Annotated in this window: 21 protein-coding genes and 1 other RNA gene; 15 read left to right on the forward strand and 7 right to left on the reverse strand. The window is 36.3% G+C overall.

From position 1 onward, the window contains the following. Window positions 1–156 precede the first annotated feature (156 nt). From ssrA to HMPREF3103_RS01570, 5 genes are all read right to left on the reverse strand, one after another. Window positions 157–523: a transfer-messenger RNA gene (ssrA, locus tag HMPREF3103_RS01550) on the reverse strand. Between the two features lie 71 nt (window positions 524–594). Continuing rightward, window positions 595–1320 (reverse strand): histidine phosphatase family protein, encoded by a 726-nt coding sequence (locus tag HMPREF3103_RS01555; protein ID WP_005604852.1) that lies wholly within the window; start codon window positions 1318–1320, stop codon window positions 595–597. A 61-nt stretch (window positions 1321–1381) separates the two neighbouring features. After that, on the reverse strand, window positions 1382–1744 hold the full coding sequence (crcB, locus tag HMPREF3103_RS01560; protein ID WP_049555868.1) for a fluoride efflux transporter CrcB: 363 nt from the start codon (window positions 1742–1744) through the stop codon (window positions 1382–1384). 84 nt (window positions 1745–1828) lie between these two features. Then, complete coding sequence (locus tag HMPREF3103_RS01565; RefSeq protein WP_070436983.1) at window positions 1829–2653, reverse strand: undecaprenyl-diphosphate phosphatase; 825 nt, start codon at window positions 2651–2653, stop codon at window positions 1829–1831. 112 nt (window positions 2654–2765) lie between these two features. Beyond that, complete coding sequence (locus HMPREF3103_RS01570; RefSeq protein ID WP_070436984.1) at window positions 2766–3791, reverse strand: lactonase family protein; 1026 nt, start codon at window positions 3789–3791, stop codon at window positions 2766–2768. A gap of 122 nt (window positions 3792–3913) precedes the next feature. On the opposite strand from HMPREF3103_RS01570, the gene HMPREF3103_RS01575 reads away from it, so the two are divergent. The 3 genes from HMPREF3103_RS01575 (at window position 3914) to sstT (ending at window position 7307) form a co-directional block, all read left to right on the forward strand. Next, window positions 3914–5083: an AI-2E family transporter gene (locus HMPREF3103_RS01575; protein WP_005604860.1), complete on the forward strand. Its 1170-nt coding sequence runs from the start codon at window positions 3914–3916 to the stop codon at window positions 5081–5083. Window positions 5084–5133: 50 nt separating this feature from the next. After that, the gene (locus HMPREF3103_RS01580; protein ID WP_070436985.1) at window positions 5134–5859 is read left to right on the forward strand and encodes a prepilin peptidase; all 726 of its coding nucleotides are present in this window, start codon (window positions 5134–5136) and stop codon (window positions 5857–5859) included. Window positions 5860–6059: 200 nt separating this feature from the next. Then, the gene (gene sstT, locus HMPREF3103_RS01585) at window positions 6060–7307 is read left to right on the forward strand and encodes a serine/threonine transporter SstT (RefSeq protein WP_005604863.1); all 1248 of its coding nucleotides are present in this window, start codon (window positions 6060–6062) and stop codon (window positions 7305–7307) included. A gap of 48 nt (window positions 7308–7355) precedes the next feature. Here the strand turns inward: sstT and HMPREF3103_RS01590 are convergent, their stop codons facing one another. Together HMPREF3103_RS01590 and HMPREF3103_RS01595 are read right to left on the reverse strand one after the other, a co-directional pair. Then, entirely contained in the window at window positions 7356–8015 is a 660-nt protein-coding gene (locus HMPREF3103_RS01590) for a type 1 glutamine amidotransferase (protein WP_005604865.1), read from the reverse strand. Beyond that, on the reverse strand, window positions 8012–9355 hold the full coding sequence (locus tag HMPREF3103_RS01595) for a Mur ligase family protein (RefSeq protein WP_070436986.1): 1344 nt from the start codon (window positions 9353–9355) through the stop codon (window positions 8012–8014). Before HMPREF3103_RS01595 ends, HMPREF3103_RS01590 begins: the two co-directional genes overlap by 4 nt. Before the next feature lie 194 nt (window positions 9356–9549). Between HMPREF3103_RS01595 and HMPREF3103_RS01600 the strand changes: the two genes are divergently transcribed. The 12 genes from HMPREF3103_RS01600 to HMPREF3103_RS01655 all read left to right on the forward strand — a co-directional run bounded on the left by HMPREF3103_RS01600 (window position 9550) and on the right by HMPREF3103_RS01655 (window position 19832). Continuing rightward, entirely contained in the window at window positions 9550–10128 is a 579-nt protein-coding gene (locus tag HMPREF3103_RS01600; protein ID WP_005604870.1) for a thymidine kinase, read from the forward strand. 21 nt (window positions 10129–10149) lie between these two features. Next, entirely contained in the window at window positions 10150–11229 is a 1080-nt protein-coding gene (prfA, locus tag HMPREF3103_RS01605; protein ID WP_070436987.1) for a peptide chain release factor 1, read from the forward strand. Next, window positions 11216–12091: a peptide chain release factor N(5)-glutamine methyltransferase gene (gene prmC, locus HMPREF3103_RS01610; protein ID WP_070436988.1), complete on the forward strand. Its 876-nt coding sequence runs from the start codon at window positions 11216–11218 to the stop codon at window positions 12089–12091. Before prfA ends, prmC begins: the two co-directional genes overlap by 14 nt. Further along, window positions 12091–13101, forward strand: a complete 1011-nt coding sequence (locus tag HMPREF3103_RS01615; protein ID WP_070436989.1) for an L-threonylcarbamoyladenylate synthase — start codon at window positions 12091–12093, stop codon at window positions 13099–13101. Before prmC ends, HMPREF3103_RS01615 begins: the two co-directional genes overlap by 1 nt. A 74-nt stretch (window positions 13102–13175) precedes the next feature. Continuing rightward, entirely contained in the window at window positions 13176–14408 is a 1233-nt protein-coding gene (gene glyA / locus HMPREF3103_RS01620) for a serine hydroxymethyltransferase (RefSeq protein ID WP_070436990.1), read from the forward strand. Window positions 14409–14538: 130 nt separating this feature from the next. Next, window positions 14539–15174 carry a uracil phosphoribosyltransferase gene (gene upp / locus HMPREF3103_RS01625; protein WP_049555860.1) on the forward strand — a complete coding sequence of 212 codons (636 nt, stop codon included), beginning with the start codon at window positions 14539–14541 and terminating at the stop codon, window positions 15172–15174. A 138-nt stretch (window positions 15175–15312) separates the two neighbouring features. Continuing rightward, window positions 15313–16026 (forward strand): F0F1 ATP synthase subunit A, encoded by a 714-nt coding sequence (atpB, locus tag HMPREF3103_RS01630; protein ID WP_049555859.1) that lies wholly within the window; start codon window positions 15313–15315, stop codon window positions 16024–16026. 24 nt (window positions 16027–16050) lie between these two features. Further along, entirely contained in the window at window positions 16051–16266 is a 216-nt protein-coding gene (gene atpE / locus HMPREF3103_RS01635) for a F0F1 ATP synthase subunit C (protein ID WP_005604878.1), read from the forward strand. A 41-nt stretch (window positions 16267–16307) separates the two neighbouring features. Further along, complete coding sequence (gene atpF / locus HMPREF3103_RS01640) at window positions 16308–16814, forward strand: F0F1 ATP synthase subunit B (protein WP_070436991.1); 507 nt, start codon at window positions 16308–16310, stop codon at window positions 16812–16814. Then, window positions 16814–17356, forward strand: coding sequence for an ATP synthase F1 subunit delta (gene atpH / locus HMPREF3103_RS01645; RefSeq protein ID WP_070436992.1), 543 nt, complete (start codon window positions 16814–16816; stop codon window positions 17354–17356). Before atpF ends, atpH begins: the two co-directional genes overlap by 1 nt. A 10-nt stretch (window positions 17357–17366) precedes the next feature. Continuing rightward, window positions 17367–18875, forward strand: coding sequence for a F0F1 ATP synthase subunit alpha (gene atpA, locus HMPREF3103_RS01650; RefSeq protein ID WP_070436993.1), 1509 nt, complete (start codon window positions 17367–17369; stop codon window positions 18873–18875). 24 nt (window positions 18876–18899) lie between these two features. Continuing rightward, window positions 18900–19832 carry a F0F1 ATP synthase subunit gamma gene (locus HMPREF3103_RS01655; RefSeq protein ID WP_070436994.1) on the forward strand — a complete coding sequence of 311 codons (933 nt, stop codon included), beginning with the start codon at window positions 18900–18902 and terminating at the stop codon, window positions 19830–19832. Window positions 19833–19835: the final 3 nt, after the last annotated feature.

Here is a 19835-nt window from a genome sequence, read left to right on the forward strand (position 1 = left end):
ATTAATGTGTCCAGGAATCTGGGTACATATCAGTGATAGCTCGCTTTTTTTGTACTCATTTTGTACTCAATTTTATACTATTGTACGATTTAGCAGTAAGCGTAAACATTGATTTTACAACACTTTGAAACGATAGGAAACGTTATGAAACGTTAAATATGGAGCCGAGGGGAGTTGAACCCCTGTCCAAGTATATCGACACAATCAAATCTACATTCATAGTTTATCTATTTAAGTTTCGCTACTGTTTAGCTGATAAACAAGCATCATCTTAAGCTAGCCTGATAATCTCTTATTCACTTAGACAGACGGAAAAGTGAATCGTATCCCACTGATTATAGGACCTGGACCCGAGCACATGGGCGATGCCGGACAGATCTTAGCAAGCAGTTATTAAGCTGCGAAAGCTAAAGTGTTTGTTTGTTGTTTGTCAGTTATATTTAACTGTAACGTTTTTACGTAGACGTAACCTACGGAATGCATTGAAAGCTCAACCTATACCTGTCGAATCCGTAACGACCCCGTATAAAAGTAAAAACCTAGGGAATTCCCTAGGTTCCTATTGTAACAAAGTTTTAAATGACATGCAATTCTTTAATAATCACGCATTTTTATTGGAATGAAACTAAATTCATCGTCTTTTGCTTCTTTACGGAGAGCAAAGTGATTCGTTTGGTTTAATGCCTTTAAGTTAAATTTCCCTTCAGAATATTCAACAATGTTCAATGAAGCATTTCCAATAAGTTCTGATAATTGAAAGTCTGGAATTAATTCATGAAGCATATTTCGAATAGTCATGCCGTGGCTGACAATCAATACATTATGATTCGTATCTCTGTGTTGATTCACTACTTTTAGAAGTCCTTTTTCAACACGTAACCAAAACTCCATAAAGTTTTCCCCAAGGTGATCAGGGTCCAGCTCTTTCAGACCATTAAGTTCTTCTTGGATATTTCTTCCACCTAAGTCGTCAAAGTTTCTTTGAAGTTTTTTATACAACTCGCTCCATAAGTCGTTCGCAGATTTTCCTTCTAAGCTTCCAAAGAAAACTTCGCGAAATTCTGGCATCATTTCAATAGTGAGGTTATCACGGTTGGGATGGTTTTTAAGAAATAGTTGGGCAGTTTCAACGGTTCTACGCAAGTCACTAGTATAGACGGCGTCAAAATGAACATCTCGCATTCCTAAACCAGAACGAATAGCATCAAGGCGACCTTCTTTTGTTAGAGGAGTATCAGACCATCCTTGCATTAAATTGTAGCGGTTAAAGACGGTTTCTCCATGTCGCATAAAATATAAAGTTACCCCTTTTTTCGTCATAAAAAGACCTCCGTTCTTGTTCTTTATTCTATTGTAAACTGATTTTTAAAAAATTGCTAATTTAAAATGAAGAATTACCAAGAAAAAATCCGATTCCCACACAACAGAGACCTCCAATTAGACTTACAATCATATAAAGAATCGCAAGGGGAGTATTACCATTTTGGATTAACTGAAGGGATTCTAAACTGAATGTTGAAAAAGTAGTAAATCCACCACAGACTCCAGTAATTAAAAGCCACTGATCTCCTTCGAACCAATGTCCCTGTTGGAATTTAGCACTTAAATATCCGATGGCAAGCGATCCTAATAAATTAATTAGTAGTGTTTTTAATGGAAATTCATGTTGGAAAGGAAGTTGAGATAGTAAATAACGTAGAATTGCCCCAATCGCTCCACCAATTCCGACAAAAAGTAATGACATAGTATCCTTCTTTCTAATTTGAATATATTCATTATACCTGTTTTTTGCAAAAAATAAAAAGCTGGAGTAAATCCAGCTTTTACTTTATTTAAAGAATAGACTTCCAAGAACAATAATTCCGAGTGCAATTCGGTACCAACCAAACGCTTGGAAATCGTGTTGTTTGATGTATTTTAATAAGAATTTAATTACGAATAGTGAAACAACAAATGAAACAACTGATCCAACTACTAAAATAATAAATTCAGCAAATGAATAGTGGAATCCAAATTTTAATAGTTTTAATCCACTAGCACCAAACATAATTGGAATCCCCATGAAGAATGAAAATTCAGTAGCGATTGAACGACTTGTTCCAACAAGTAAACCACCAAGGATGGTTGATCCAGAACGGCTAGTACCTGGTACAAGAGCTAAACATTGGAAAAGTCCAATTTTAATAGCCGTCAAAATGTCTAACTCTTTAAAGCTTTTAATTTTCGGCTCGACATTTTTGTGTTGTCTTTCGATGTAAATGAAAGCAACCCCGTATACAATTAAAGCAAGTGCGATAATGATTGGTTTATTAAAATATTCATCCATAAAGTCATTTAAAATGAATCCTAGAATAACGGCTGGGATACATCCGATAATCACTTTCTTCCAAAGATCAATGGTTTCAATGAATTCTTTACGTTTCTTATTTTTTGCAAATGGATTTAATTTGTTGAAATAAACAAGGACAACCGCCAATATGGCACCAAGTTGAATGACAACATTAAACATCTCTAGGAATTTAGCAGAAACGTCTAATTGAATAATCTCGTTCACTAAAATTAAATGACCTGTACTACTAATTGGTAGCCATTCAGTAACGCCTTCGATAATTCCTAAAATAATAGTTTTAATAATCTCTATAAGATTAAGCATTTTTCCACTCCTTTATAAAGTCTGCTAACAACGATTATACTGCTTTCTGGCAAGGATTACCACAATAAAGAAGAAAGTCTCTTCAAAAAAAGAAGAGACTTAAAATTGATTACTATTGCGGAACGACACAAACCACTTCAGGAGCGTAGAAGTCTTTTTGAAGAAGTGTGAGTTCACCAGTTTCTAAGTCGCGTTTAAATAGCGTTAAGTTGTCTGATTCTTGGTGTCCAACAACGACATAAGCTTCATCATTACTTAAGTGGAAATCACGAGGCACCGAACCATAACTTTCGATTGTTTGTACGAGAGTGAGTAATCCGCTTGATGCATCTACTGAGAAAGTGTATAACGCGTCAAAGCCTCGGTTTGAGGCATAAACAAAACGTCCGTCGCGGGTGAGATGAATAGCGCCTCCCCAAGCTTGTTGGTCTTCAGTTGTTAATGCTATCTTGTCTAAGTTTCTAAAAGTTCCATTTTTGTTATTGTAAGAGAGTACTTCTACAGTTGCGTCTAGTTCGCAAATCAGATAAGCAATAGGAAGTGTTGGATGGAATGCAAGGTGACGAGGACCACTGCCAACTTTTGTCTTATACTGTGCGACTTCTTCTAAGCCTTCTGCTGTACGTTTATATGTAAATACAGTATCGATTCCTAAGTCACATACCACAATCCATTTTTCATCTGGAGTGTAATCTGTATAGTGAACATGTGGAGCTGTTTGATTTTCATGAATGCTAGATCCTGAATGCACTTTTTTATCGACAAAAGAAATCGAATGATTTTTATTATCATAATGGTATAGTTCTACAAAACCTCCGTGATAGTTTGCAGTTAGTAAATCATGCGAACGCTCATTATATCGGATATAGCAAGGAACGGCTTGTTGATCGTAGAATGATGATAAACGTTTGACTGGAGAGGTGAGGGTAAGGTTTGCAGTGACTCCTGCATCCTTGTGCTCTTTTCCAACTGCAAAAAGTAGATGATTCTCTTTTGAATAATATAAGTAGGTTGGATTTTCTAGTGCTGCTTCTAAAGTCAGGTTTTCTAATTGTTCAGTCTCTTTATTCAAAATTACAGAGTAAACACCTTTACTTTCTCTTTTGGTATAAGTTCCTAAATAAAATTTTTCTTTCATGAGATTTCCTCCATGTCACAAGATAAAATAATTATACAATTTTTTCTAAAATCTAATCAAATGTTAATCATAGACGGAGAAAATATGATACACTAGAGGAAAATGTGATAAGGAGGAATCTTATGGATAATAAACCAGAAAACCAAGGAAAGACATGGTTTTGGAGATGGTTTTTAGATAATCAGCTAGTGAGCGGTCTTTTAATCTTATCATTACTACTCATTAATTTAATTTTATTTTCTCAAACGTCTTATTTATTTAATCCGTTAAAAGACTTTATTTCGGCAATTGGAGTTCCTGTTGCTTGTGGAGCAGTAATTTATTATTTAGTAAAACCGATTTATGATTATTTGCTGAATAAAAAGGTTCCAAAGGGAATTGCTATTTTATTAGTAATGGTTGGCGTAATTGTTATTTTTATTATGATTATTACCAGCCTCGTTCCAATTATTCAAAAGCAATTATTAGATTTAGTATCACAACTACCATACTATTATCAAATTATTAGTGAGCAAGTTGAAAAATTCATGCAGACTGGCTTCTTTGAAACGATTCAAGAGCAATTCAACAAGATTAACACTGATTTTATTCAATCAATTACAGAACGATTAAATGGAATTTTGAATTTTACTTTTAGCGGTATAGGTAGTGTTGTAGGAATTATTGGGGATATCGTAATTACGATAATGACAATGCCAGTAATTCTTTATTACCTTCTCAAAGACGGAAATAAAGTGATTCCATTTGTGACTAGAATGTTTCCAACACGATCTCAACACAAGATTAGTGTGATGTTAAATGAAATGAATCAACAAGTGAGTTCTTATATCCGTGGACAAATTACAGTTGCTATCTGTGTTGGATTTACTTATATCATAGGATATACGCTTATTGGATTACCTTACGGAGTTACTATAGGGATGATAGCAGGTCTTCTAACAATTATTCCTTATTTAGGATCTATAATTGGGTTGACGCCAGCTTTAATTATCGGTTTTGTTACCAATCCTACTCTAGCACTCCACGTATTTTTGGTTTTTGTTATTGAACAATTAATTGAAAGTCGTGTTTTACAACCTTTAATTTTAGGATCATCGTTAAAAATGCATCCTGTAACAATTTTGATTATTTTACTGGCTGCTGGAAAGATGTTTGGACTTGTTGGGTTATTAATAGCTGTCCCAGTCTATGCAGTGGTTAAAGTATTCATTACGCATTTCTTTGCGTGGTATAAGGAATACTCTGGTCTGTACTACAATGATAAAGTTGAAGAAGTACAGATTGAAGAATAAACTTCCGAATCTCTCTTACAAAACGTATTGTTAAGTAAGGGAGGTTTTTTATGCTTTATATTTTCATTGCACTAATAGGTGCTTCTATTGGAAGTTTTATCAATGTTGTTAGTGTTCGACTAAACAATGGAGAAAATTTTATATCTACAAGATCTCATTGTCCAAGTTGTGGACATATTCTTCACTTTTGGGATTTAATTCCAATTTTCTCTTATCTTTATCTTAGAGGATGTTGTCGCTACTGCCATCATAAAATTGGAGGACGTTATTATTTTATTGAAGTATTCGTCTCTTTATTATTTATTTTGGTAGCTCTATTAAAAGGTCCGCTAGATATTTTAGGATTCTTTTTTTGTTCTTTTTTAGTATTAATCGCATTGATGGATATTGATTCCTATGAAGTTGATTTAAGAGTACTTTTATTGCTATTACTTTTTGAAATATTACTTAGTTCTCAGACATGGGAAGAACGATTTTTTTCAATGATAATTGGATTCTTGTTTTATGGGATTATTAAGAGTTTGGGGCACTTCATTTGGAAAGAAGAAGCTTTTGGAATGGGAGATGTTTATTTCTTAACAACATTAGGAATCATTTTTTCTCCAACCCAGATTATTTTTGTAGGATTGCTTTCTTTTGTATGTGGAGGAGTATTTTGTTGTTTTTTGCATTTTTTCTTTAGACTAAAAGAGCGCAGTAATAAAATTCCATTTACACCTTTTATAAGTATGAGTGCCATTATAACTTATTTATTTTCAATTCAATGGATTGGCTAGTTAAACGTTATTCTCTTTTGAGTTTTAGTTTGATTTTAAGTATAAAAACTATACTAAGACTATTCTATCTGACAAATATAAAAACAAAACAGTGTATCCCATTTGTGAACAAATGTTTTTGATATGTGGATATCTTTTGACAGAAAGCTATAAACTTGTGTAAGATAGATGCCATATGAGAAAGAGAATAGAGGAAATATATGAACAACATTGTAGAGAGACTGAGTAAGCTCAGTTTAATTAATCGAATCGTAATTGGAATGGGAATTGGCATTTTTTTAGGAATTTTTGTTCCTTCTTTAACAGTCGTTGGAATCTTAGGAACTGTCTTTGTAAATGCATTAAAAGCAATTGCGCCTTTGCTAGTATTTTTTATCGTAATGAGTGCTTTAGCTCAACATAAAGAAGGTCATGAAACAAATATGAAGTCAATCGTTCTTCTCTATTTATTTGGAACTTTTGGAGCTGCTTTAGTTGGAGTAATTGCAAGCTTTGCATTTCCTATAACAATGACTCTTGCAGAAAGTACGACAGAAGTCACTGCACCGCAAGGAATCGCTGCAGTATTGGAAACTTTAGTTCTTAAATTAGTAGATAACCCGGTAAATGCATTAGTTTCTGCAAATTATATTGGAATATTATCTTGGGCAGTTCTATTTGGAATGGCATTTAGAAGAGCGGACGAACCTATGAAGAATCTTTTAAAGCAAGTATCAGATGCAACTAGTCATGTAGTGAAGTTAGTAATTAGTTTTGCACCTATTGGAATAATGGGGTTAGTATATACAACTGTCTCAGAAAATGGAGTAGGGGTATTTGCGAATTATGGTAGTTTAATATTAGTACTGATTGGAAGCATGTTTTTTGTAGCTTTTGTTATGAATCCAATCATCGTATTCTTTATGATCAAAGAAAATCCATTTCCGCTTGTTTTACGCTGTTTAAAAGAAAGCGGAGTAACTGCTTTCTTTGTTCGTAGCTCTGCAGCAAATATTCCAGTAAATATGCAACTCTGTAAAGATTTAGGATTGGACGAAGATAGTTATTCTGTATCAATCCCACTAGGGGCAACGATTAATATGGCGGGGGCTGCAATTACGATCACAGTATTAACTTTAGCAGCAGTAAATACTTTAGGAATTCAAGTTGATTTTCTAACAGCATTAGTACTTAGTGTGTTATCAACAATTGCTGCTTGTGGGGCATCTGGTGTCACAGGTGGATCATTATTATTAATCCCTGTAGCATGTAGTTTATTTGGAATTTCTAATGATATCGCTATGCAAGTTGTAGGTGTCGGTTTTATTATCGGCGTTCTACAAGATTCTTGTGAGACTGCATTGAATTCTTCTACAGATGTATTATTTACAGCTGCAGCAGAATTTAGACAATGGAAAAAAGAAGGACGCAACATTCAACTGAATCCTCAGTTAGCAGAATTAGAGTAGTATATTGAAAAACCTCTATTCAACAAATTTGTTGAATAGAGGTTTTTGTTATGCATTTTTTGCATGTCTTCTTTGAGCGGCCGTTTGAATAATTCGATCTGCAAGGTGTTGATTTCTAACGAGAATTGGTCCGTGGAAATAAGAGCAAAACACGTTTTTGTAGTGACAACCTTCCGCATGATCTTCTTCATTATTTCCAAACCCTTTTACTACTTTTCCAAGAGGTTTCATATTTTTACCTAAGTAAGTTCTACCAATATGATTCTCGTATCCTAAATACGTTTCTCCAAATTCTTCGTTAAAGATTTCAACATCACCAATTAAACGATTTGGAAATTGACCGTTAGTGCAAACGTCGATAGCACTAATCCCATTGAGACGTTCGCCACTAGCATTTACGTAATAACGGCCTAATAATTGGAAGCCACCGCAAATAGCTACGACAACTCCATCATCTTCAATATACTCGATTAAAGTATCTTTTTTGTTTTGAAGATCTTTTGCAACAACAGTTTGTTCATAATCTTGACCACCGCCAAACATTACGATATCAAATTCTTCTGGATTAAAGTCTTCTTCTAAGCTAATAAGAGTAGTTTCGACTTCGTATCCTAATTTTTTTGCACGGTGTTGTAACATGAGTAAGTTTCCATTATCACCGTATGTGTTCATTAGGTTTCCGTATAAATGACAGATTCTTAATTTCATCCGTTCATCCCTTCCTTAAGGTATCCTTCTTTAGCAAAGTCTTTACGTAAGTCGAGTAGAGCAGTATAAGTTGCTAGTACATTGACTTTCTTCGTTGGCGCTTTGCGAATCCAATCGATTAATTCTGCATTTGTTTTAAAGACTTTGATATTTTCAAAACCGGCAACTTCCATACGTACACCGAGGTCTTCCACACGGATACCACTAATGGCTGTATCGACTGCATTCAAAGCATGTAAGCCTTCGAAATCGCCATCCCAAATCCAACTGACATCTTGACCATCTGCAGGGTTATCATTTAAGAGAACACCTAAACTGAAGGGTTCTTTTTCATAACTTAGTAGCTGAACGATTTGGTTAAATCCAACTGGGTTTTTAATTAAGTTCAACATCACTTCTTTATCTTCAACGGCAAAGGTTTCTTGACGACCGAATACGCGCTGAGCTTTAGAGAAGCCTTCTTGGATTTCTTCCGTAGAAAGGCCAAAGAATTTTGCAGCAGAGTATGCAGCTAAGGCATTATAAATATTATATAGTCCAGCAATTGGAATTGAGAAAGTTGTACCGTCAATATCAAATGAAGAACCTGTTAAAGACAATTCATTTAAAGCAGTGACTGCATAATTCAATTCAGGACGTTTGAAGTCGCATTTTGGACAATAGTATTTACCAAGGTTGCTATAAGTAATACTCTTATAATGCAAGATAGATTGGCAGTGAGGACAAAGAACACCATCTGTATTGTAGTGAGCCATCATTTCACTATCTTCAGTATGATTAAATCCAAAATATAGACGTGGATTAGGTAATTCGTCACTATTAAATATTGGCGCATCTCCATTTGCAAGAATGGTTGCAGATGGAGCAAAAGCCGCTCCGTCTAACATAAATTGATAAGTTGAATATATCTCACCAAATCGATCCATTTGGTCGCGAAAAATATTCGTAAACACAAATAGTTTAGGTTCGATATAAGGAGTGATATGCTTAATCGTAGCTTCATCCACCTCTAGAACAGCAATGTTCTTTTCACCCTTTTTAGGAGAATGATTTAAAAAAGTAGATACAATCCCTTGAGTTAGATTTGCTCCAGTTGGGTTTGTTAAAATATTAGGATATTTTTGTTTTAAAAGTTGAACGATAAGGGAAGTTGTTAATGTCTTTCCGTTTGTTCCGCTGACGATAATCACATCGTAGTTCTCCGCTAGGGATTTTAAAATTGTAGGATCAATAGCATGTGCCACTTTTCCTGGCATGCTACTGCCACCTTTTGTAAAAGTTTTAAGAGCCCATCTAGTGAATTTCCCTGCTCCTAAAGCAACTTGTGTTCTTATATTCAATTTTGACGATCCTTTCCTATAGATTCTTCACTATTGTAGCATACTTTAATCAAAAGTGGTTTAAAAAAACTTTTTAAATACCATGCAAATTTATTAAGGGTAATGTGCTTATAAGAAACGGTTTTTCTTTGCACAAACGTAGCAGTTTATCGTAAGATATTAAAGGTATAGTTTATCAATTGGAGGAATAGAAAGTGGCACAATTATTTTTTAAATATGGTGCAATGAATAGTGGTAAATCCATTGAAATTTTAAAGGTTGCTCATAATTATGAGGAACAGAATAAGCCTGTTTTATTATTTACGAGTGCAATAGATGATCGTGATCAAGTTGGCTATGTATCTAGCCGTATCGGTGTTCGTCGTGAAGCAATTCCAATTTTTGAAGAGACACCTATTTACGAAATTGTCGAAGGGCAAGCTGTAAAACCTTATTGTATTTTGATTGATGAATCTCAATTCTTATCAAAACATCACATTCTTGAACTCGCTCGAATTGTTGACGAATTAAATATTCCAGTAATGGCATTTGGACTTAAGAATGATTTTCAAAACGAATTATTTGAAGGTTCTAAATACTTATTACTTTATGCTGATAAAATCGAAGAAATAAAAACGATTTGTTGGTATTGTCATAAAAAAGCAAGTATGAATATGCGTGTAGTGGATGGTGTACCAGTGTATACGGGAGAACAAATCCAAATTGGGGGTAATGATGCTTATTATCCAGTTTGTCGTTATCACTATAACCATCCTGGTGAAGAACGCTTATAAGAGAAGAAAAAGGAGAAAAGTATGTTCGATCAATTAGATAGTTTTATTATTCGGTACGATGAACTTTCAGAACTATTAAGTGACCCGGAAGTTATCGGCGATACAAAACGCTTCATGGAACTAACAAAAGAAGAAGCGAATTTACGCCCAAAAGTAGAAACCTTTAAACGTTATCAACAAGTGGTTGAAGAAATTAGCGACACAGAGGAAATGCTTGGTGAAAGCTTAGATGCCGAAATGGCAGAAATGGCGAAAGAAGAACTAAGCTCCCTCAAAAAAGAAAAAGTAGAATTAGAAGATAAAATCAAATTTTTACTTTTACCAGAAGACCCAAATGATGGTAAAAACATCATCATGGAAATTCGCGGAGCTGCTGGTGGAGACGAAGCTGCACTCTTTGCCGGAGACCTTTTGAATATGTATCAAAAATATGCAGAGTCACAAGGCTGGCGTGTAGAAGTGATGGATGCCAACGTTACAGGTATCGGTGGATATAAAGAAGTTATTTTAATGATTACAGGGGATAATGTATTCTCTAAATTAAAATATGAATCTGGTGCGCACCGTGTACAACGTGTTCCATCAACTGAATCTCAAGGACGTGTGCATACTTCAACAGCTACAGTCGTTGTAATGCCTGAAGCAGAAGAAGTAGAAATTGAATTAGAAGATAAAGATATTCGTGTGGATATTTACCATGCATCAGGTGCCGGCGGACAGCACGTTAATAAAACTGCATCTGCCGTACGTTTAACTCACTTGCCAACAGGAATTGTTGTTGCAATGCAAGATGAACGTTCGCAACTAAAGAACCGTGAGAAAGCAATGAAAGTATTACGTGCGCGTGTATACGACAAGATTTCTCAAGAAGCCCAATCTGAATATGATGCAAACCGTAAGTCTGCAGTTGGTACTGGGGACCGTTCAGAACGTATTCGTACGTACAACTTCCCACAAAACCGTGTTACAGACCACCGTATTGGTTTAACACTTCAAAAGTTAGACCAAGTGTTAGCTGGAAAAATTGATGAAATTGTCGACGCTTTAATTCTTTATGATCACACAGAAAAATTGGAGCAATTAAATAATGGAAACAACTAATCCAACGAACCAAGAAGTCCTCATAAGGGCTTCTTGTTTTTTAGAAGAGAAACAACCGAATATAGGGCTTAAAGAATGCCAGAACCTAGTTAGAGAATTAATGCTATTCAAGAATCAATGGACCCTGTCGCAATTTCTGTTGAATTTACGACAAGAGGCCTCAGTGACTTTCGAGGACTTGGAACCTGAGTTGTTGCGCTTAAGCAAGTTTGAACCATTGCAGCAAATTACTGGAGTTGCTGAGTTTCTAGGGGAAGAATTTATCGTTACTAAGGATACCTTAATTCCTCGTCCAGAAACAGAAGAGCTTGTATTAAAGGTCCAGTCGTTTTTAGAACAGTGTCCAGTTGGGAATGTCCTAGAAATTGGCGTCGGAACGGGCTGTATTATTTTAAGTCTGGAAAGACTTGTTGGGCGACATCATTATAAGGGGTGCGATATTTCAGAGGAAGCACTCATTGTTGCTCAAAAGAATCGAGATAAGTTCAATCTTCAAACTGAATTGTTTTACAGCGATGTATTCAGTAACGTACCACCTGAAAAGTTTGAGTGTATTATTAGTAATCCACCCTATATCGCTTATTCAGAAGAAGCATTAATGGATGAATCAGTGCGACGGTATGAACCGTCTCAAGCGTTATTTGCTGAAAATGAGGGACTTGCGATTTACGAAAAGATTGCTAATCGATTAGAGGAGTTTTTAACGGATAGTGGGCATGCCTTTTTCGAGATTGGATTTAACCAAGGGACAAGTGTACAACGAATCTTTAGGGAAGCTTGTCTAAATAGAGAAGTAACAATTCATAAAGATATTGCAGGTATGGACCGAATGATTATTGTGAGTGGAAAGGAGGCGCAGTAATGGAAACACAAATTTTTACAAAAGAAAACTTAGATGTTGCAGCTAAAGCTTTGCAACAAGGTGAAATTGTTTCTTTTCCAACGGAAACGGTATATGGATTAGGAGCAATCGCAACAAGTCAAGAAGCTGTTTTAAAGGTGTTTAAAGCCAAAGGACGTCCAAGTGATAATCCACTGATTGTTCATATTAGTGATATCCATCAGATGACTTCTACTGTAGAAGAAGTCCCTGAAATTGCGCTAACCTTAGCGAAGGCTTTTTGGCCTGGACCACTGACGATGATTCTAAAGGCAAAACCAGGAATTTATGCACCGGCTTTATCAGCTGGACTTCCAACGGTTTCATTTCGTATGCCTAATCATCCATTGACATTAGAATTAATCACAAAAGTGGGTATTCCTCTCGTGGGACCAAGTGCGAACCTATCAACGAAGCCAAGTCCAACAAAAATAGAACATGTATTTGAAGATATGAATGGTCGTATCCGTGGAATTGTAGATGGAGGCTCCTCCACTGTCGGTGTAGAGTCAACGGTAATTGACTTAACAAACGAAGAGGGACCGGTTATCTTAAGACCGGGCGTGATAACAAAAGAGCAGATTGAATCGGTTATTGGGCCTATTCAGTCTTCTGTCACCACAAAAACTGGAGAGCGTGAAGTACCGAAATCTCCAGGGATGAAATATCGTCATTACGCCCCCCAAACACCAGTGTTGGTTCTAGAAGGGACAGTAGAGTCCTTCACAAAAGCTATCCAAGAAGCTCAAAATAATGGGAAGACAGTCGGTATCATGGCTCAAAATGCAATTGTAGATGCGCTTGAAAGTAGTGTGAAAGGTATTTACAAGATGGGTACGAACGTGGATGCTATGAATCGCTCGTTATTTGATGCACTTCGAACATTAGATCATTTGGGGTTAGATATAATTTTAGCTCAGAGCGCGCCAGAAGAGGGCGTTGGAATCGCGTATATGAACCGTTTGAAAAAAGCGGCATCCACCGTCCTTTAGGAAAAATCATAGATTTTCTACAAAAAACGATAATGTGATAAAATAGGAAAGTAAGAATAGAAAGGGGTAGTTGAATGAGTCAATTTACAGAAGATAAAATCATCTTTGAGACGATTGAAAAAGAACTTCATCGTCAGCAACAGGGGATTGAATTGATTGCATCAGAAAACTTCGTATCAGAAGGAGTTTTACGTGCACAAGGAAGTATTCTAACGAATAAGTATGCAGAAGGATATCCAGGACGTCGTTACTATGGCGGATGTGAGTACGTCGATGTCATCGAACAACTAGCGATTGATCGCGTAAAAGAATTGTTTGGAGCTGAATATGCCAATGTTCAACCTCATTCAGGTTCTCAAGCAAATATGGCTGCGTATCGTGCTTTAGTAAAGAAAGGCGATAAGATTTTAGGGATGGACTTAAACCATGGTGGTCACTTGACTCACGGAATGGGGGTAAACTTCTCTGGACAAGATTATCATTTTGTTTCTTATGGAGTAAGTCCAGAAACAGAAACAATCGATTACGATGAATTAGAACGTATTGCTAAAGAAGAAAAACCACAATTAATCGTGGCTGGAGCTTCAGCGTACCCACGAGAAATTGACTTCAAACGCATTGGCGAGATCGCTAAAGAAGTTGGAGCTTATTTTATGGTGGATATGGCGCATATTGCTGGTTTAGTCGCCAAAGGAGCCCATCAAAGTCCAGTACCTTATGCTGACGTAGTAACATCAACAACACATAAAACATTACGTGGACCACGTGGCGGCTTAATTTTAGCAAAAGAAGAATTTGGCAAGAAACTAAATAGCGCCATCTTCCCTGGAATCCAAGGTGGACCGTTAGAACACGTGATTGCTGGTAAAGCAGTTGCTTTCCATGAAGCCCTTCAACCAGCTTTTGGTGAGTATATCGAGCAAGTTGTGAAGAATGCTAAAGCAATGGCACAAGTTTTTGAAGGAACAGCCATTCGTGCGATTTCAGGCGGAACAGATAATCATCTATTACTCCTCGATATTAAAGGAACTGGGTTAAACGGTAAAGAAGCGCAAGAATTACTCGATACAGTGGGAATTACTGTCAATAAAAATGCCATTCCTTTTGATACATTACCACCTGTTAAAACAAGTGGGATTCGTGTCGGAACGGCAGCTATTACTACTCGTGGCTTTGATGAAGCTGCTGCGAAGAAAGTAGCAGAGTTAATCCTTACAACATTAACAAATCCTGAAAATAAAGAAGTGTTAAATAGTGTCCGTCAAGAAGTAAAACAATTGACTGAAACTTTCAAACTGTATGCATAAACAACTTGATGTAAAGGTTTGTTACTATTTATGAAAATAATTAAAAGTTTTCAAACTGATACTAGAAATTTACTAGTTTTTTAGGTAAAATAACAGAAGTGACACTAATGTATTGGAAGGAGAATGACAAATGGGAAAATTTCACGTACTTGATCATCCGTTAATTCAACATAAATTAACAATGATTCGTCAAAAAGATTGTGGAACAAAAGTATTCCGCGAAGTTGTAAACGAAATTTCAATGCTAATGGCTTATGAGGTTTCTAGAGATTTACCTCTTGAAGATGTAGAAATCGAAACTCCTCTTGTTAAAACAACATTAAAAACATTAGCTGGTAAAAAAGTAGCAATTATTCCAATCCTTCGTGCTGGTTTAGGAATGGTAGATGGAATTCTAGAACTAATTCCAGCTGCTAAAATTGGTCACGTTGGTATGTACCGCGATCATGATACTTTGCAACCTGTAGAATATTTCGTGAAATTGCCTTCAGATATTTCTGAAAGACAGTTGTTTGTCGTAGATCCAATGCTAGCTACAGGGGGAAGTGCTGTTGCAGCAATTGATGCATTACTTAAACGTGGTGCACAGCCTAACTCTATTAAGTTTTGTTGCTTAGTAGCTGCCCCAGAAGGAGTAGAAACCTTACGTAGCGCACATCCTGAAATCGACATTTATGCAGCAGCATTAGATGAACGATTAAATGAGCATGGATACATTCTTCCAGGATTAGGGGATGCTGGAGATCGTTTATTCGGAACCAAATAATTAATTAATGTAGTCAACGCTTTTGCGATAGACTATTGCCAACGAATCTGACAATAATCACCGTACTGAGCGAATGCCTCAATGTATGGAAATGTTGTCAGACTTTTTATTTGGTGAAAAGGAGGGAAAATAAGATTCATGGAAGCAACACCAAAAGTGATTGAGATTTTTGGAGTGTCGTTTTCAGTTCCGATTTTGATTTCGTGTGGGGTTAGTGTTTTACTCATTGCGCTATTTACAATATTATCGGCCAGGAAAGTGTCCATGAAGCCAGGAAAGCTACAAAATGCTTTAGAGGCTTTAATGGAATTTACAAAAGGCATTGTTAATAACGCAGTGGATGAGAAAACGGGACAAACATATTATTTATATATTTTTTCACTGTTTTCTTTTGTGTTAGTCGCCAATATGGTGGGCCTCATTTTCTATATCCATTATGAGGATCATAGTTATTTTGCAAGCCCTACTGCCAGCCCAATCGTATGTTTGGCATTGGCGTTGATGACTACATTAATCGCACATTATTCTGGCGTACAGAAGATGGGACTCAAAGGATATATTCAACATTCTTATTTAAGTCCAATGTCGTTTATGCTCCCAATTAAGTTAATTGAAGAGTTTACGAATACAATTACACTAGCTTTTCGTCTTTACGGAAATATATATGCTGGTGAAGTGTTATTAGGCTTAATTGTGATGTTCTCATCCGCAGCCGGATTAATAACGTATATTCTTGCCATTCCGTTAGGTGTAATTTGGCAAGGTTTTTCAGTTGTGATTGGAGCTATTCAAGCGTATGTATTTTGTACGTTAACGATGGTATATATCTCACATAAAGTAATGAAACATTAATTTTTAAGAAATGAGGAATTTAAAATGACAGAATTAGCAGCAGCAATTGCAGTAGTAGGAGCAGCTTTAGCAGCAGCCTACGGGAACCAAGCAGTAATCGTAAAAACAATCGAATCAATGACTCGTCAACCAGAATTAAGCAACGAATTACGTTCAACAATGTTTATCGGGGTTGCCTTAATCGAAGCGATGCCAATCTTCGCAGTATTAATCGCTCTTATCCTTGTTTTCGTCAAATAGATTCAAATGAAGGGATTATTGTCGAAAAGGAGGGGTGAGCGATGTTTGAAGTAATGTTGTCAGGTAATACCAGTACCGTTTTAGGTGATACTTTGGTCGTGCTAGTTTCTATGACATTATTACTTTTCCTAGTAAAATATTTTGCTTGGGATAAAGTAAATGCAATGTTAGAGTCTCGTAGAGATAAAATCTCTAAAGATTTAGATGAAGCTGCAGAAAAGAAAAAAGCAGCGGAAGAAATTCAAGCGAATGCGCATGAAATTATTCATAAAGCAGAACTGAAGGGGAGCGATATTTTAAATAACGCTCGTGAAGCAGCATCAAAAACGCAAGATGAAATGATTAAAGAAGGTAAAGAAGTAGTCTCTCGTATGAAAGCAGAAGGGCAACGAGAAGTAGATTCGATGAAGCAACGTGCCATTGCTCAAGTACAAGATGAGATTGTGGACTTGTCTATTCAACTTGCAAGTCAAATTCTTGAAAAAGAAGTGACAAAAGAAAGACATCAAGAAGTGATTGAGTCCTTTATTAAGGGGTTGGAAGGATAATGGTAAAATATCATAAAGATATCGTTAAAGAAGCCAGCCATTTTTATGCAAAGGCAAAATATGAAGGTCACTTAGATCAAGTAACAAATGAAATTCAAGCAATTTTAGATGGAATTCAAAATACATCTACTTTTAGACAGCTGATGCATTTGGAACATGTTTCGTATGATAAAAAATTGGCAGTTCTAGAATCAACATTTGGTCACTTATCTAGTGAAACGCAGGAGTACTTAGCGACTTTTCCGTCAGAAGATGGTTCTATGAATATCGTAGAAGCACTAGAAGCGTTTCTTGAACTTTATAACGCAAATAAATTAGAAATTGTTTCTGCAATTCCTTTAACGGATGAGCAAATTAAACGTATTGCTATTGCTTTTCAAAATAAAACAGAAAAAGAATACGATTCTTGGGTAAATACAGTTGATCCTTCTGTTATAGGCGGTGTTCAATTGAAAACCAAAGAATTTCTTTTAGATGGAACAATTTCGAATAAATTAAAACAATTCAAAGAAAAAGTTAGCCAAACTGGATTGAAGAGGTGAGATGGCATAAATGGAAATGAGTAATATTACAGCGAGAATTCGTGACCAAATCTCTTCTTTTGAAACGAAAGAACAAATCGAAGAAATCGGAGAGGTTTCTTTCATTGGTGACGGAATTGCTCGTGTCATCGGCCTTACAAACGTAATGGCTGGAGAATTAGTAGAATTTGAAAATGGCGCTTATGGTATGGCACAAAACTTGGAAAAACAAGATGTGGGTGTCATCATTTTTGGTTCTTATGAGAACATTCATGAAGGAGAGCCTGTAAAACGTACAGGCCGTATTTTGGATGTTCCTGTTGGAGATGCGCTTATCGGGCGTGTTGTGGATGCGTTAGGTCGTCCAATTGACGGACTTGGTGCTATCGAAACAACAAAAAAACGTCCAGTAGAAAATGAAGCACCTGGCGTTATGCAACGTCAAAGTGTAAAACAATCATTACCCACAGGATTAAAAGTAGTCGATGCATTAGTGCCAATCGGTAAAGGGCAACGTGAGTTAATCATTGGTGACCGTAAAACTGGTAAAACGAGTATTGCAGTGGATACGATTTTGAACCAAAAAGGTAAAAATACATTATGTATTTATGTTGCAATTGGACAAAAGGAATCTACTGTTAAAGCCCTCGTTGAAACATTAAAACGTTATGGAGCCATGGAATATACAACCGTTGTATCTGCCAGCGCTTCTCAACCAGCGCCAATGCTTTATATTGCACCATATGCAGGTACTGCAATGGGTGAAGAGTGGATGTATCAAGGTCGCGACGTGTTAATTGTGTATGATGATTTATCTAAACAAGCGGCCGCTTACCGTGAAATTTCCCTATTACTTCGTCGTCCACCAGGTCGTGAAGCTTATCCAGGGGATGTATTCTACTTACACTCACGTCTACTAGAACGTGCAGCGAAATTAAGTGATGAATTAGGAGCAGGGTCATTAACAGCCTTACCAATCATCGAAACACAGGCCGGAGATATTTCTGCATATATCCCAACAAACGTAATCTCTATTACAGATGGACAAATCTTCTTAGAAAGTGACTTGTTCTACTCTGGGGTACGTCCTGGTTTATCTGCCGGATTATCTGTATCGCGTGTTGGGGGTTCTGCCCAAATTAAAGCGATGAAGAAAGTTTCTGGTACATTACGTATTGACTTAGCAAGTTACCGTGAGTTAGAAGCCTTTACACAATTTGGTTCTGACTTAGACGCGGCAACTCAACAAAAATTAAATCGTGGTAAACGTACAGTTGAAGTCTTGAAACAAGATGTACACCAACCATTACCAATCGAATATCAAGTTTCGATTTTATTTGCTTTAACACATGGTTTATTAGATGCGATTCCAATCGATCGTATTAAATCATTTGAAAAAGCGTTATATCAACATTTAGAAAGCGAACATAGAGATTTATTGAATGAAATCCGCGATCAACATGTGATTTCGGATGAAGAGAAATTCTACAAAGTGATTGAGAGTTTCAAACAAATTCATTTATTTGAACGTGTTCAATAAGCGTAGAAAGGAGAGGTGACCTGAATGACGGCTTCCTTAAATGATTTAAAGAAGAGAATTGTTTCAACAAAGAAAACAAGTCAAATCACTAGCGCCATGCAGATGGTCTCTGCAGCAAAATTAGCCAAATCAGAGCAAGCAGTGCGTCACTATCAAGACTACGCTCAAAAAATCCGTGAAGTTGTAACTCACTTACTATACGCAAATCACAATAGAGAAGAGATTGTCGATGAAACGTCAGAGGATGGAGAAGTAGTTACTTCTTTTATCGACTATCACGATTTATTAATTGAACGTCCAGTTAAAAAGACTGGATATTTAGTGATTTCATCTGATCAAGGACTTGCTGGGAGTTACAACTCTTCCATTTTCCAATCAACAAGAGAAATGTTAGAGTTAGACCACCAATCAAAGGATGAATATGTCATCTTAACCGTTGGGGATGCTGCAAGTCGCTTCTTCAAAAAAATGGGAGTGGATGTACGTCTTGAAATTAATGATGTATCAGATATTCCAACCTTTGAAGAAGTAAGAAAGATTGTGTCAAGTGCGGTCCAAATGTTCCGTGACGGTGAATTTGATGAATTTTACGTTTGCTATAATCACCATGTAAATGCACTTTTATCAAACTATCGTGTTGAAAAAATGTTACCAATTATCGACTTGGATGAAGATGAAGCAAAAGAGTACGAATTGGATTATATTTTCGAACCAAATAAGGAAATAATTATGGACATCTTGCTCCCACAATATGCGGAATCGCTTATTTACGGAGCCATTATCGATGCTAAATCTGCAGAGCATGCCTCTCGTATGACTGCGATGAGAAGTGCTACCGATAATGCCAAAGATTTAATCAGTAACTTAACGCAAGATTTGAACCAGAGACGACAAGCGCAAATTACACAAGAAATTACAGAAATTGTCGGTGGAGCAGCCGCTCTGGAAGAACATTAGGAT

It is taken from the genome of Granulicatella sp. HMSC30F09 (genome assembly GCF_001806915.1).
GTDB lineage: Bacteria > Bacillota > Bacilli > Lactobacillales > Aerococcaceae > Granulicatella > Granulicatella adiacens.